The following is a 15,019-nucleotide window of genomic DNA, read 5'->3' as shown; positions in this document are numbered from 1 at the left end:
AAATAAGGATAGGCCGCGCGTAGCCGCGACCTTATCCCAAGTGTTGAACAAGCCCGATGTTGATTGTTGACACTTTATTATGCAAATAGCGGATTGAGAATTTGTACTGGCGAAGGTCTTATTTTGAAAGAAACTTTTTGCAGACATGACCCGCCCTTAGCGAACGAGCTAATATTTTTATCACTTGTTCATCAAGCTGTTATCGAGTCCTCATTCTGTTTGGTTAACCCGTTATCCTTATACTTCTCGCCTTAAGCGGTGATATTAGCGCCTGTCGGTCGATGATGCATATGAACACCCATAAAATGCATAGCTTGATGGCAGCAAGGGCAATAGCGCACGGCTAAGGTACGTTTGACCTCAGGTAACATGGGGAACACTGCACCTGCGACAGCCAACATCAGTTGGATTTGTTGCCGTAGCTTTTTGGCATTGCCTCGCAGTAAGCCATAGTCTCGTACTCGCCGTAATCCTTTGGGTAACACATGTTGCAGTACCAACCACAGAAATTCGACGGCGGGCAAGCTGCGTACTTGTTGGCAGCGGGCCTGACTGTCTTGATAGGTAAAACTCACCTGATTATCGACATGACGACAAATACTGCTGTCGGGTAATACGCCCCGATAAAGGTAGCGCGACAGATATTGCAGTGCAGGTTCGCCTTTACCGACGAACTGACAATCGACCACCCATTTCGACTGGGATTGATGTGGTAGGGTGAGTTGAAGCGTGTCACTCAGATAAGCCAGTAAACGTGCTCGCCACACCTTGGCAAGAATAAAGGCGTTAAATAAGTAATGGGTTTGACACTTGCGCCATTGCCGCTTGCCTGAGTGGTAGCTCCCTGCTGGGATAATGAAGTGCAGATGTGGATGGTAGTCTCTGCGCCGACTGTGAGTATGCAGTACGCCGGTGAAGCCGATGTCACCACTGAGCTTAGGGGAGCGTGCGGCAAAGTCTTTGAGTACACTCGCTGCCACGGTAAACATGGCGTGATAGAACGGCTCGGGTTGCGACTTCGCTATGGCTCTTAATTCAAACGGCAAGGTAAAGGTCACCATAAAATAATTCACCGGTAATAACTTAGCTTGTTGTTTACTCAGCCAGTCACATGTTGGCACTGTGGGCAACTGCGATGACCGCAAGAGAGCGGAAACTCAAGCTGTTGCTCGCAGGTTTGACAATCCCAGCAACTCACCCTCGCCGTGTTGCAACGACAGCTGAGCATGGCATGGATAGCAGCATGTATTTCTGGGGTGATTTGATGGACATAACGCCGCCGAAAATCCGCCAGATGTTGGCGTAAAATATCGATAAACTGGCTCATAACCCACACTCCCACCTCAAAGCTAAGCCGTTGGTCAGTTGGTTAATCGCCTCACAAGTGTTTTTACGGGTGATATCAGTGAGCCGCGTGTAACGGGCGGTGGTATTCAGGCTGTGATGGCCAAGCAGTGTTTGCACTGAGCGCAAATCGAGTCCTTGCTCCAGTAAATGGGTGGCATAACTGTGGCGTAGACTGTGCGGGCTGATGGCTTTATGAATGTTGCACTCTAAAATGACTTGCTTCATGGCTTTTTGGAGCCCGCCTCTGTCCATGAGTGAATCAGGTTGATTATCTTTACCCGGAAATAGCCAACGAGGATGACGGTGGGTGCGCCAATAATAGCGTAAGGCTAACAAGGTGCGTTGAGGTAAAGGCACCAGTCTATCCTTGCCACCTTTAGCATCACGGATATGCACCTGCATGAGTCCTGCATCAATATCCCCGACCTGTAATGAAATCGCTTCACCAAGGCGCAATCCCATGCTGTACAGGGTTAAGAAACAGACCTGATAACGCAGCTGGCGCGTGAGGCTGATAACTATCGCGACCTCGCAGGGCGTGAGGATATCGGGCAGGTGTTTCACCTGTGGAGGCTTAACAATATTAAGCCACTGCCAAGATTTATTGAGGACGTGAAAGTAGAAAAACTGCAAGCCGTTGCGGTCGAGTTTGACGGTGCTCCATGAATGTGAGGCAATTAAGTCGGCAAAATAGCGCTTTAAATCATCGGAGGTCAGGGTATCGGGGCAGCAGTCAAAATATGCTGCAATACGGCGTATAGCTCGGCTATAGGCATCAATGGTTGCAGGCCGCTTGCCTTGTAAGGTTAAGTTGGTAAGATGTTGTTGATAAAGTAAATCAAAGCGTTGTTGTTCGTGAATGTCCATGATGATACTCCTAGGTTTGCGACCGAAGCAGGTCGCGTCTAGCAAGTATTTAGGATGAGGGGCAAAAGGATGGTTTTATCTTGTTCCTGCCGCAAAGCGGCTTCGTTCAACTAACGCTTCAAGAGGGACTGTCAACGCGTGGCGTTTCCTGTCCCATTGAGCCGCGGTGGTTACGGTTGCTGTGGTTTACTCTATATCATCATCGACTTTACTAGCAAGGTAGGCCCTTATTCAAGAGCCCATTTTGAGCGTATCAGTAGATTTGACTGAATAACTTAATTTTCTGACCAAACTCGTTGAGGGACAGGCGCTTACTGTTACCGCTCCCCACTAAAATGTAGAAGGTATTGTTCGTTTCAAAGATGCAGTTATGGTGAGTATGGATAACCATTGTGGTTCTGACCCATCCACCACTGGGGAAACGGCCTTGGCCATCTTCAATTATGTGATTCGCCAGTACCAGCTCTTTAATAGGGTGAGTGCCAGGGGTGCCTTGTGGGACATCAATAATCCAAATGATCCACTCTGAAACGACGCACCAAGCTTTGAATGGTTGGATTGACTTACAATGCAATTTCATCTGTTCAATATCATCCATTCGACAACCATATGCGGTAGGGATGCCTTCAAGAGAGAACAGTTCTGCTGTTATTTCAGCTTGTTGAGCCAGTTTTTCTATCATGGGTTGCTCCTTAAATATTAAAGGCGCAAGTGCGTTTAAGCAGCTGATTTACGCTATAAAACGGACTGCATATCACGAACATTGCAACAACCCAATTTTAGTTTAGATGTTCAATACGATTCTGCCAGTAGACATCATTAAAATTAACTTACATAAATGACTCTCTCTTCAGTACAAGACTGCCCATCATCAATTTTTCACTGTGTTATTCGAGGCCCATTTTGAAGGTAATTAGCTTGCCATTTTTTAGCCGTTAACATTTAATAACATCAGCTTAATGAAGGAGGTCTTGCGTAAATATATTTTGACTTCGATCGTTAATGCTCAGTTTCGGTATAGGTATGCTAAATCTGTTTGGAGTCGCTGCATTGATGCGTTTTTCTTTGCGCGACTGCAGCTTGGCATTCAAGCACTGTTTGTTAGGTTAGGGGCAAAGGAGCTGCAATGAAATATCTCGTGATACTGTTCGCCATTGGTTTGAGTGCATGCGCATCCAAACCAAACTTTCCTCAAGCCGGTATTGGGCAGACCTATGAGATTCTTGGGGCAACAATAAGTTCACCCAATGAGCCTAACTGGTACTTGATGCAACATGACCAAATGGGCATTTTCTTTGGCAAAGAAATGACGTCTAAAACAGATAGTCTGATTGCAAATGCATGGGTGTTTGGTGTCGGCGGGCATGAAGATGATGACTCATTCTTTGATTATGTGATTGCAGAGCGTGAGAGAAACGATGATAAAACGAGATTCGTCGACCGAGGTGTGAAAAACAACCGAGCAACCTTAAACGGAAGCGCCTGTATTAAGTACGTCACCATTGCAGAAGATCACGCAAGCAAAAGTAAGAGCAGCCAACCATTTCAATATTTCAGCACTATGGGCTATATCTGTAGGCATCCTGGCAACAAAAGCGTCGTGATCCAGCTTGAGGTTTCGTATCGTTCTGATCTACAGAATGTACCTAATGGTATTACACTTATGTCAGATCAATTTTTCAACTCCTTAGAGTTTACTAATAATAAAGTGAAGTAATGAAGCTGTTGAAATGTCGGTATCTAGCAGAACCGCACAAAACATCGGATACTGAACAACAACCGGACGTTAGTTTTACATATCAATCCGATTTTGCTTATGAGGGAAGGAATTAGCGCTATTGGCTTAAACAAGCGCAGCGTTAATTATACGAAGACTAAGGAGACACACATTGAAGTGGGCATTTATAGACTATGAGAACATTGGATGTCTTAGTAAAGTAGACCTCGCTATTTACAGCAAAGTGGTTCTATTCCTTGGTGCGAAACAGCCAAAAATTGACCTTGGCGACACTAAATACGATTCTCCTATCGAGCTTGTTTTAGTTCAACTTAAGGCAACTCAATCTAATAACCTAGACTTCCATCTATCATATTACCTCGGTAAGTTTGATAGCGAAGCTTCTTCAAACATATCATTTGAAATCATCAGTAATGATCAAGGTTTTTCACCGCTAATTTCACATATCAAAACGAATGGCAGAATTTGCAAACAGGTCAAAGTTGCCACCGCACCAAGTACAATAAGTAAATTGATTAGCTCATTAACGTCGAAGCCTAAAGAAAAGCGACCTAAAAAGGTCGTAAGTCTTCGTAACCATATTGCGGCTCATATGGGGGTTAAGGGAAACGATGTAGCGATACAAAATTATTTCAACCAACTGGTGAAAGAAGAACTCGTTAAGATTTCTGGTGATACAGTGGAGTACAAATGCTAGCTGTTACTCTATTTTCTATTTTCGGTTTTGGCAGTAAAGACCTGACTATGACAATGCAGGATTGAGCCCAAATGAATCAGAGCGAATATTTTGGTTAGATTCTAAAACCGTGGCCAGTTTTAGTTGACCAGTACAGTTTGTGGATTAAATGGCACACCCAGTTGAAGGGATACCGTATTAGCGAGAAAACTATCAATGCTTATGCGTCCGCACATTAGGTCAATTCCTCAATATTTCTATCTTTATACACAATAGACTAAGTGAAAAAATCAGTATGTGCGCCACAAAAGTCTAGACTGTACCTCTCACGAATTAAGCAGCCATGAACTGTTAGCTCCTTATCTGTTGTAAAGCTAATGTCTTTTTTATTAGGGGTTTACAGCAGAGTTAATGTAGTCAATTGAGTATTGGCGAAGATGCTGATTTGAACAAGCTCAATGAAAAGTGGGTCATATTGATTGATTTTGCATTTTTGACCCGCTGTTACTACATTTCAACGTAGCTAAACAGGTTGTCTATTTGCAAAGGAAAGCAGAACCATGCTCTTCAGACCAGTGCGAGTGTTTGTCACAACATTACTTTTAACCGCTTTTAGCTTCTTAATCTTGTTTCTAGTGCAGTTGTCGGAACTTACCTGTGTTGATGATTTATCTGAACTAAAAGATGTCGTTGCAAAGATACACCAGACGGGTGACACCACCGCGGTGAATTTTGATGTGGGGTTTGATAAAGAAAAGAACCAATGGTGTTACATCGAAACATCACAATAATTCTTGCCAGTTATCTAACAACGCCTATAATTACTGTATATAAAAACAGTGGTGTTAACTATGCGTATTATCCCCATCTATGCCAGTGCCGGTATTACTGGCTTCGAAAGCCCTGCAGCTGAATATAGTCAGTTGGGTCTCAGCCTTGATGAGCTGTTAGTTGTGCATCCCAGCGCGACTTTTATTGGTGTCGCAAAAGGTGACTCAATGCAGGGCGTGGGCATTTTTTATGGCGATATATTGATTGTTGACCGTCAGGAAACCGCGCGTCATGGTGATGTGATAGTTGCCAATTTCAACGGTGAATTTGTATGTAAAATCCTCGATAAAACGCATCGCATGCTGCTGTCATCGAATGAACAGCACCAACCTCAGCCTATTCACGATTACGATAACTTTACCATTGAAGGTGTGGTTATTCGTTCTGTTCGTTGCCATCGCCAAAGTCCATTATTAGCAGACATCTGATGTTTGCCTTGGTAGACGCCAACAGTTTCTATTGCAGCGCCGAGCAGGTATTTAGACCTGATTGGCGTGGTAAGCCAATGATTGTGTTGAGCAACAATGATGGCTGCATCGTAGCGGCAAACAAGCAAGCGAAAGAACGGGGTGTGCCTAAGTTTGCACCATACTTTCAAGTCAAAGACTTGTGTACGAAATTGGGTGTCATTGTTTGTTCAAGTAACTATGAGCTCTATGCCGATTTATCTGCAAAGATGATGAATATCATTGGCCGATTTGCACCTGAGCAGCATGTCTATTCCATTGATGAAAGCTTTCTCTCCTTTAAAAATTGTTACCCCGCCATTAAGTGCTTACAAACCCAAGGTCAGTTGATTCGAAAAGCGGTTTGGAAAGAAACTCGTTTGCCGGTTTGTGTCGGCATAGGCTCAACACTCACACTGGCTAAAGCGGCCAATCATGCGGCAAAGAAGTTACCTGGTTATCACGGTGTGTGCGTTATCGATAATGAACAAGACAGGATTTCAATTTTACAATCAATGAATGTGAATGACGTCTGGGGCATTGGGCGCAGGATAAGCAAAAAACTTGAATTGATGAACGTAAAGACCGCCTATGACTTAGCCAAAATCCCTGCAGGTTTAGCGCGGAAGCAATTTAGTATTGAAATAGAACGCACTGTGCGTGAACTCAATGGGCAAGCGTGCAAAGTGTGGGACGAGGCGAGGGCGGATAAGAAGCAAATATTCTCAACTCGTAGTGTGGGCGAGCGTATTACCGAGTATGAGGATTTACTGCAAGCCTTAAGTAAACATGTGGCGATTGCCGCAGCGAAAGCGCGCAAGCAAGGTTCAAGCTGTAAAACCATGTTGTTGTTTGCCAGCAATTCCCCCTACGATGAACGCCCAACAGGCTTTAAGACCTTAGTGCACTTTGCTTGTGCTACCGATTGCAGCATTGAACTCACTCAAGGTATGACACAAGCAGCATCTCAACTTTTCCGTGCAGGAGTACGTTATTATAAAGTCGGTGTAGGTCTGATTGATTTAGTTAGCACCCAGCATGGCCAGTTAGATTTATTCAATGTTTCAAAAGCTAAACCAGCGTTAATGAAGACTCTTGATTGCATCAATCAACGTTATGGCACAGATACCTTATTCATTGCCGCCCAAGGTATCGAGCATAAATGGGCCATGCGCCGCGACCTACTCACACCGCAATACACGACTAAGTGGAAATGTCTGCCCGAAATAAAGTGTTGAATAGAAGGACTAACACGTTTATGCCCCGAAATGAGTTAGCAAGTTGTTAGTGGCGTCGCAACAAACGGACTTTGTGCCCTAAAAATTCTCATCTATATCCTCGCTTGGCACAAGTCACCTGCGATTTGTCAAAACTGTACAAGTATACCGTCGTATTTAAATCATAAGTATTTTGAGCGATTTTAAACTCATTTGTTTGCGTGTTTATCCAGCCTAAAATTAATAAAACCCTTTATAATCATTCGAATATACTATTCCAAAATTAGATCATAGGTTTGGGAAGAGTGCATGTGCATTTTTCCGGATGGTTTATTTGATAAAATACTGATAAGTTCTTTGCATACATATAGTTAACTTTGTGCGTTTTCACTGGTTTAATTAGATCAACACGCATGCGCACTATACAAAGGTTAGCCGTTTTTTATTAGTTTGGAGTTATATTTGAAGTACAAACATGTCCATGGAACAAAAAATCCGGTTATTGAACAAGAAGAAAAAGCTATATTGCTTGCTGTTGATCGAGCTTTAGCGTCGTCTTCTAACTCTCAAACAATCGGAAGAAACGGTGAATTACCGCTATTAGGGTTTTTTAATAGATACCTACCACCGACATTTAAAGCGGTTTCTGGGCATTTCATTACACCTAATGGAAATATTTCTCCTCAGATAGATATCATGATTTTAGACACCCGCTTTCCACTTTTGGCTGAAAATTTGGATGGTTCTGTTTTGGCTATGCTGCATGCTGTTGTTGATACCATAGAGGTCAAAACTAACTTAACTTCAAGTGACCTAAAGAAAATTGGTAACGATATATCTAAAATTCGTGAGTTAATGAACGAAGTCGATGGATTTAAGGAAATAGACTCGTGGAAAGCTCCAATAACATCCGTTATTGCGTACAGAATCAAAAATAAAATAGATACGATTGAAAGTGCTTTTGTGCGCAACAGTGAACCTGAATGTTATCACTTTGATTTATCGATACTGCGCTTCTCGGATAAAGATATGAGTTCTAGTGATTTAGGGTGTGATTTGCATTTTGAACCTAATAGTGACTCTGATGTACAGTCTCTGAAAGTGCAGTATGGGATACCTGATAGTGCTTTTAAAGGTAACTTCATGCTTACAACTCGTCCTAGCTATACTCCGCTATCAGATATTTATTATCGTCTTGTTCAAAACGGCTATTACATTTTAGGCTCAAGAGATTTCGGATTTAATGACATAGGTGTGTTGATTATGGACTATATGTCTTGGTCAACAGCATCTTGGGAAGATTTATACGCTGAAAACGGCGTTGTTGCACAAATCAGTGAACTAATCGGTGTTGCCATGATCAGATCTCCTGACTCACCTTCAGGACGGCAACATGGGCAAATCAATACGTAAAATCGTTAATTGGAAGCAATACAACCAAGCGTTAGTGAACCGTGGTTCGCTCACCTTCTGGGTGGATGAAGCTGCAGTAAAAGCGTGGTACTGCCATGAGCATCATGGCGGGCGTGGACGCGGGTTTAGCTATAGTGATGTGGCGATTGAAACCGCGTTGATGGTCAAAGGCATCTTTAATTTATCGTTGCGTGCGCTAGAAGGCTTTCTCAACTCATTATTTACATTGATGAATGTTCCACTAACATCACCTGATTACACCTCTATCAGTAAACGCGCTAAGACAATCAATATCAAGTACCGCAACCCCAGTCGCGGACCGATAACGCATGTGGTTGTCGATGCCACGGGCCTGAAAGTGTTTGGTGAAGGGGAATGGAAAACGCGCAAGCATGGCAGCGAAAAACGCCGCACATGGCGCAAGTTGCACTTAGCCATAGATGCAAGCACTCACGAAGTCGTTGCAGCTGAAGTCAGTCTTGTGTCAGTAGGCGATAATGAAGTATTGCCGACCTTGCTCAATCCTTTACGGCGAAAGATAACGCAGGTATCGGCAGATGGGGCTTATGATACAAAGGGTTGTTATCAATTACTGCGACGTAAAGGCTGTAAAGCTACCATCCCACCGCGCTCAAATGCGGGGTTATGGGAAAAGGGGCATCCACGTAATGAAGCGGTAGAAGCACTGAAAGCGGGTCAGCTGAAACAATGGAAAATCGATAACGGCTATCACCAGCGCTCTCTAGCAGAGACCGCCATGGGCCGATATAAACAGTTGAATAGTCCAATGCTAAGTTTACGTGATTACAATGGGCAAGTTGCAGAGGCGTTGGCTGGTGTGAAGGCGATGAACAAAGTCATTAGACTGGGTATGCCCGTTCGCCAGCAAGTTGCTTAATCGGCAGAAGTCTTGGAACGATTACGTTCTATGAAATGATTTAATCAACAACGCCGCTGAAAACGGCTAACTAACGCTTTAAGAGGGACAACCTTTATTATGCGTTGGTTTTAGTGATTACAGTGTAATGCGAAAAGTGAGTAGTAGCATTGTCAAAAATTAGCCCGTGAATCACTCTACCCCAGACTGATTCATGCGCCAAAATCAGCCAGTTTTCTATGTGTTCGATTCTGGCAAATATATTGCAGAATACATGTACTATTTGAAATAAGGATGTTTTATGAAAGCTATATTTTTTGATACTAATGTTTTTTATGATGTGAAATTTGATGTTGACAACCCTGAGTTAGCTCAGGTGATCGCTTTGGCCAAAAGGTTGTCTATTGACCTATGGATTTCACCAATCACTGTTCGTGAAATATCCGCTGGTATTGATCGTAAAATTGACGCACTGCTTGATGCGTATCGGAATGTAAGTTCTATACTAGAGAACACATCAGATGACACTGTATTACTCGATATGTCAGCTGTTGAAAATGCTAGGTTAGACACGCATGAACAGGTTCAACTTTTTTTTAACGAGTCAAAGTTCAAAATGTTGGATTATTCACTTTTGGATGATTCTGACATTTCAAAGGTTTTTAATGATTATTTCCTTCAAAAAGGGACATTTACTCCAAAGAAAAGAAGTAAAAATTTAATAAGCAAAGAGTTTCCTGACGCCTTTCAGTTAGAACTTATTCGCAGGTCAGCTTTTTGTGGAGATAGGGTTGGTGTTGTTTCAAAGGATATTGATTTTACAGAAGGGTTAAATGGTGACAACGGTATTGAAAAGTACCCATCGTTAATATCTCTAATTAAGGTGTTACAATCCATTAAATCAGGAAGCTACTCTTATCTAAACTATCTTGAAAACGAAATTTATTACAGACATACACCAGATGTGAATTATGAAACTCTATTCTCACGGGTGGTTCTTGATTTACCCGATGTCTTGGAGGTGGATTTTCAGGAGGCTATAAAATTATTACGACAAAAGGGACTTGTAAGTTGCTACAGCTAAGAATAATTACAAGTATCGCTACGTTTTTTAGCCCCTTATGCTTGAGTTAGCGATAGATTTTCTCATGGTAGTTTTACCTCAAATCGTAACCGTGAATCACTCTAGGGGGCAGTTTGGATATCTAAAATTATTGTACGTTAAGGCCATTTTTTGATCTTTCAACTCTAGCAGGCCTCAGACGCCGAAACTTACCAGAAGCCGGTATCTATAACTTTTACAGATATAATCGTTTGTTAGATTGATGTGTTCCCATCATAGCGGAGGCAAATGCGACAGTAGTTGCTCGTTGATCTTAAGTCCTTTTTTAAAGGTGAATAGGATGCCATATAGAGCGAAAGATATAACCCAGAATTTTTTAATTGAATTTGGCTGCTAAAGTTGTTTTACTGCCTCGTTATATGCCTGTTATAAATTATCGTCTAGTGTCCAAAGTGATATTAGATCTCAACCTTAAATAAGGGAATGTATGAGTCGTTGGACTGAGTTATTTGATAACCATGCTTTTCAAGCTGTATGGCAACAAATATTAGAAATTTCAGATGAAATTGTTATAGATGACAACACTATTGTTACTAGTGTTGAGGAAGTCGCTAGATTTAAAAAAGTTGTATTATTTATCAATGAGTTATTGCAGTCATGTGACCCTGAGTTGATTCCAATCTCCACTTGGGATAGTTTTCATGGTCAATCAACTTCTTGTGTACAGCACGTTAACAATTACCAAAGCAATAGAAATGTTGGGTATATAACTAATGCAAATAATAATTTAGATAACCTACTAACTTATATTAGACCCTATCAAGTAGTGGCAGGAAAAGCTGCACAATCCGCTAGAGCATCATTTTTTGCTTACACAAAAACAATAAATAAAAATCTTAACTCTTTTCAAGAAGAAGCTAATTTAATTTTAACCGAATTAAAAGACTTTAAAGATAAGGCTTCTAATGCTTTAGATGAAGCTGATACGGCAAAATCTCGAATTAAAGTTTTAGAAACAAGTTACTTCGATAATTCTGAAGAAGAAAGTTTAAGTTCAAAAATTAGTCGACTTGAACAAACCATAGACGATGCTTATGATAAAATTCAAGAGTATAGAACTAAATTAATCGATGGCGACTCACTTACTGAATCTATATCATCCGAAATAGATGGTGCACTTGAAACCGCAAATGATAAATCTGAAACTATAAATACCTTGTTAAATGAAGTTAAACTAAAAGTATCAGATTTCAAAAGCTTCCACACAGTCGTTTTTGGCGAAAAAAATGAAGAAGGTGTTTTCGAAGGTGGCTTGAAATCTGAAATTTCAGCCAGAGAAAAGCACCTCGAACAATTTAAGAACCAACAAGAAATAAAATATAAAACTCTTAATGATGAAATAGAAAGCTTACTACCAGGGGCTACAAGTGCAGGCTTGGCTTCAGCATACCATGATCTAAAAGTCTCATTTGACTCACCAATTAAAAGCTATTCTAGGTTATTTTATGGATCTATTTTATTGTTGATGTTAGTTGCATTTATATCTGTAATCCAAGAGATAAGTTGGTCTAATATTAAGTTTGTAGACGTGACCAATTTAACCAACTTGTTTTCAAATATTTTATATAAACTTCCACTTGTTATACCTGTTATTTGGCTTGCGTTATTTTCATCAAAAAGACGTAGTGAAACATTAAGGTTACAACAGGAATATGCTCATAAAGAAGCTCTTGCCAAGTCTTATCAAAATTTCAAAACTCAAATAGAAGCACTAGGGCAATCGGATCCTGAACTAATGAAGAAGTTACTCAGCTCTGCAATTGATGCTGTTTCAAAAAATGCTTCAGATACACTTGATAAAAAACATGGTGATAAAACACCTGTACATGAAGGTCTCGATGGGTTGATTAGTTCTATGGAAAAAGTTAAGAAAGTATTTACGTAGCAAGAATATAATCGGGTAGCCGGAGGTATCAGACCTCCTACCTCCACATCACCCTGCATGCGGCTCCGCACAGGGCAGTTCATCTTTATAGTGAACATAAATCGCTTTCTTAAGATGATCATTACTTATGATAATGTGAATGGTAAATTTTAGAGTATAAGAACTAAATGATTTATGTCCAAAAGTAGATTTTAGCCTTAAAACGTTTTGCCTCGAAGCTGTTAAACCATGCCCTTTAAATGGGCATCTATAAAACAGATAGGAAGCGTTGATTTGAATCATTTGTATAGAGTTGTTCCTAAAGAAGATTGGGTTGAGGCTGAGCGTTGCGGGCGTGTCCCTCGATGCCAGGCAGATAAACGGCGGGGCAGAGTTCATCTGAACGAATTGAAGGATGTGGAGCTTGTCGCGAACCGATGGTTTTCTGTTGAGGAAGAGCCTGTCGTTCTTGAGATAGATGTTTCTGGAATGGCGAAATATCTGAGATGGGATGAGAGGACTGAGGAGCCTTTGGGTACCTGGCCAAATCTCTATGTTGAGGGCGTACCAGTTGAGTGTGTGGTTCGAGTTTTTGCGTTAGACGCAGGGCCAGATGACGAAGGTGCTGTCTCGTTTCGGATAGGAAAAACTCTGTCTGAGGCGTCTGTATTCTAACTAAGCATTGGAGCGCACTCTCTGCGCGACGCTAAAATTCGCAACGCTCGGTATTTTTAGTTCAGGTCGAGCCTTGTGTTTACAGAGCAATAGTTTTAGGTTGAATGGTTATGTCGCTCACTACTTAACACGTCGTTTTTAAAGGTAAAAATGAACTTTGTATATGAATTCCTATATGTGCTGTCATTATCAAAACGCACTCAGTTAGCCCTGATTTTTGGTGTCGTTTTTCACTTTGTAATATTATTGATTGGCAAATACTACATCGCTGAAATTGAGTTCCAAGGAGTAATGAAGCCTTTAGAAGATGCCATTGTTGGGAAGTTATTACATAGGTACGATAAGGTAGCGTTATTCGTTTTGGTTTCGTTCTGGATCTTGGCTTTTAAATGTTACCGTAAAGACCGCAAAAGACTATATAGCTTATAGTGATATTGCAGTCGAGGCTTGTGAACTAACTGAACGTCCCCTATGTATTTAGCGGTTGAACTCGCTTTAGTGTAGAGGGATTTTTTGACTGCCATGATGTTTGCCGTTGAGCATAAAACAGACATCACCGGTCGAAAATGGCCCTTATCCAAGCAGTGATGCTGCACTTTACTGCGTAGCTCATCAAGGCCAATGCTTAAAAGTGTGCGAGAACATCAGCATTTCAAATGGGCTCTGCTGGAGTCTAGATGAGCTAACTATGTACCATGCAGACTCACCAACACATGAAATATTTCAATATGACTTTGATCCAAACACAGCATCAGTTAGCAATAAGCGTTCATTTGTCACAACAGAGCAAATGATTTTCCCTGATGGTTCTGAAGTCGATGCCGCTGGATATATTTGGAACGCCCAATCACTAGCGCAAAGCATTCCTTAAGTGCTGAACAATTATCAAATGAGTCACAGGCAGGCGATGTATTTATCTATCAGTTAGTCGGTATAAACGGACTGTAAAGTCCTTTAGCCGAAATTTCCAAGATATTTACTTGAACGCCATCTTAGACAAGCAAATGCCAAATTGACGAGAGCATCGTAATTTACTCAACAGTCTGCCATTGACCTATGAAGATTGGCAATATTTATACCAGTCAAAAAGAACGCGTTGCTACGTGAATAATAGAGGACTATGCCAGCCAAGACTCTAAAGAATTCAAGTAGCGACGCGACACACAAGCCACTAAACTTCATTTTTCAAAACTTAAGTTGAGTAATTCCAGTTATTTAGGTGGTATTGATAACTTCAAGCAATGGATTGTTATACTTAGAACAAACCTTTACAGAGATTGATGGGCGAGGGCGGATAAGGGAGATAGTAGTAACGTAGTCATGACTCGATTTTATTTGAACTATGCAATTAGGACTTAGTCCAATTTTAGCACCTAATGAGGGAAGGCGTACCAGGATATAGCTCATCAATGTTTTATTGAGTGTGGTTCAATACAACAAGATTTTTGGGGTTTAAAGAGTATAAAGTGGCCATGCGCTGAGATTTACTAGTTTCGCAATTCGCAACAAGTTAGGGCAGTGTACCCTCGACATTCACGGTTTTTGTTGTCCATCATGATTCAATCAGATGAATACAGTTTGTTACTATGTGCATAAGCTATTATTCAATAAAAATACAGTTTTACGCTAATGCCGATAACGTCATTTATCGGCATTCTTGGAGACTCAGATAACACTATTAAACCGTTCAATGAACTCATTATTTACTGACACATTGATACACAGGAACTCAGTCGCTCAGTTCATTTCTAAAGATTTCATGTATCAATCAGTGCATTTATAGCCGGTAAGACAAATATATCAGTTAGCCAGAGTTTAGGTCGCTTTAACATCCGCTTCGATAGAGTCATACCATATCTTCGAACTGAAGGCTTTCTGCATAAGTAAATCTGCTTTAAAGCTGTTACTGCGCGTTTTACATGATTTCTTTCGCATATGGTTACAC

12 protein-coding genes and 2 pseudogenes are annotated in these 15,019 nt (G+C 41.2%); 11 read left to right on the top strand and 3 right to left on the bottom strand.

What is annotated here, in order from left to right; translation table 11 throughout:
* Window positions 1–251: 251 nt before the first annotated feature.
* The 3 genes and pseudogenes from AC5YB3_RS00255 to AC5YB3_RS00245 form a co-directional block, all read right to left on the bottom strand.
* Window positions 252–1,327, bottom strand: a pseudogene (locus tag AC5YB3_RS00255) (IS91 family transposase).
* Window positions 1,324–2,214 carry a tyrosine-type recombinase/integrase gene (locus AC5YB3_RS00250; protein WP_494526286.1) on the bottom strand — a complete coding sequence of 297 codons (891 nt, stop codon included), beginning with the start codon at window positions 2,212–2,214 and terminating at the stop codon, window positions 1,324–1,326. The pseudogene AC5YB3_RS00255 and the gene AC5YB3_RS00250 overlap by 4 nt, the downstream one beginning before the upstream one ends.
* Window positions 2,215–2,467: 253 nt before the next feature.
* Window positions 2,468–2,896, bottom strand: coding sequence for a DUF6957 family protein (locus AC5YB3_RS00245; RefSeq protein WP_220777821.1), 429 nt, complete (start codon window positions 2,894–2,896; stop codon window positions 2,468–2,470).
* Between the two features lie 444 nt (window positions 2,897–3,340).
* On the opposite strand from AC5YB3_RS00245, the gene AC5YB3_RS00240 reads away from it, so the two are divergent.
* From AC5YB3_RS00240 to AC5YB3_RS00190, 11 genes and pseudogenes are all read left to right on the top strand, one after another.
* Window positions 3,341–3,931 carry a hypothetical protein gene (locus AC5YB3_RS00240; RefSeq protein WP_432379654.1) on the top strand — a complete coding sequence of 197 codons (591 nt, stop codon included), beginning with the start codon at window positions 3,341–3,343 and terminating at the stop codon, window positions 3,929–3,931.
* Window positions 3,932–4,103: 172 nt separating this feature from the next.
* A complete protein-coding gene (locus AC5YB3_RS00235) occupies window positions 4,104–4,649 on the top strand; it encodes a PIN domain-containing protein (protein WP_494526285.1) in 546 nt (181 codons plus the stop codon).
* 539 nt (window positions 4,650–5,188) lie between these two features.
* The gene (locus tag AC5YB3_RS00230) at window positions 5,189–5,419 is read left to right on the top strand and encodes a hypothetical protein (protein ID WP_259559617.1); all 231 of its coding nucleotides are present in this window, start codon (window positions 5,189–5,191) and stop codon (window positions 5,417–5,419) included.
* A 60-nt stretch (window positions 5,420–5,479) separates the two neighbouring features.
* A complete protein-coding gene (locus AC5YB3_RS00225; protein ID WP_012197033.1) occupies window positions 5,480–5,887 on the top strand; it encodes a LexA family protein in 408 nt (135 codons plus the stop codon).
* Entirely contained in the window at window positions 5,887–7,143 is a 1,257-nt protein-coding gene (locus AC5YB3_RS00220; protein ID WP_494526284.1) for a Y-family DNA polymerase, read from the top strand. Before AC5YB3_RS00225 ends, AC5YB3_RS00220 begins: the two co-directional genes overlap by 1 nt.
* Window positions 7,144–7,584: 441 nt before the next feature.
* The gene (locus AC5YB3_RS00215) at window positions 7,585–8,535 is read left to right on the top strand and encodes a DUF6602 domain-containing protein (RefSeq protein ID WP_494526283.1); all 951 of its coding nucleotides are present in this window, start codon (window positions 7,585–7,587) and stop codon (window positions 8,533–8,535) included.
* Window positions 8,516–9,477 (top strand): annotated as a pseudogene (locus tag AC5YB3_RS00210) (IS5 family transposase). The gene AC5YB3_RS00215 and the pseudogene AC5YB3_RS00210 overlap by 20 nt, the downstream one beginning before the upstream one ends.
* Before the next feature lie 236 nt (window positions 9,478–9,713).
* Entirely contained in the window at window positions 9,714–10,496 is a 783-nt protein-coding gene (locus AC5YB3_RS00205) for a PIN domain-containing protein (RefSeq protein ID WP_494526282.1), read from the top strand.
* A gap of 466 nt (window positions 10,497–10,962) precedes the next feature.
* Window positions 10,963–12,420, top strand: a complete 1,458-nt coding sequence (locus AC5YB3_RS00200; protein WP_494526281.1) for an ABC transporter permease — start codon at window positions 10,963–10,965, stop codon at window positions 12,418–12,420.
* A gap of 228 nt (window positions 12,421–12,648) precedes the next feature.
* A complete protein-coding gene (locus AC5YB3_RS00195; protein ID WP_494526280.1) occupies window positions 12,649–13,074 on the top strand; it encodes a DUF952 domain-containing protein in 426 nt (141 codons plus the stop codon).
* A 631-nt stretch (window positions 13,075–13,705) separates the two neighbouring features.
* A complete protein-coding gene (locus AC5YB3_RS00190; protein ID WP_494527207.1) occupies window positions 13,706–13,945 on the top strand; it encodes an SMP-30/gluconolactonase/LRE family protein in 240 nt (79 codons plus the stop codon).
* Window positions 13,946–15,019: the final 1,074 nt, after the last annotated feature.

Source organism: Shewanella sp. 1311, assembly GCF_059338235.1.
This window is presented reverse-complemented; position numbering and strand designations above follow the sequence as displayed.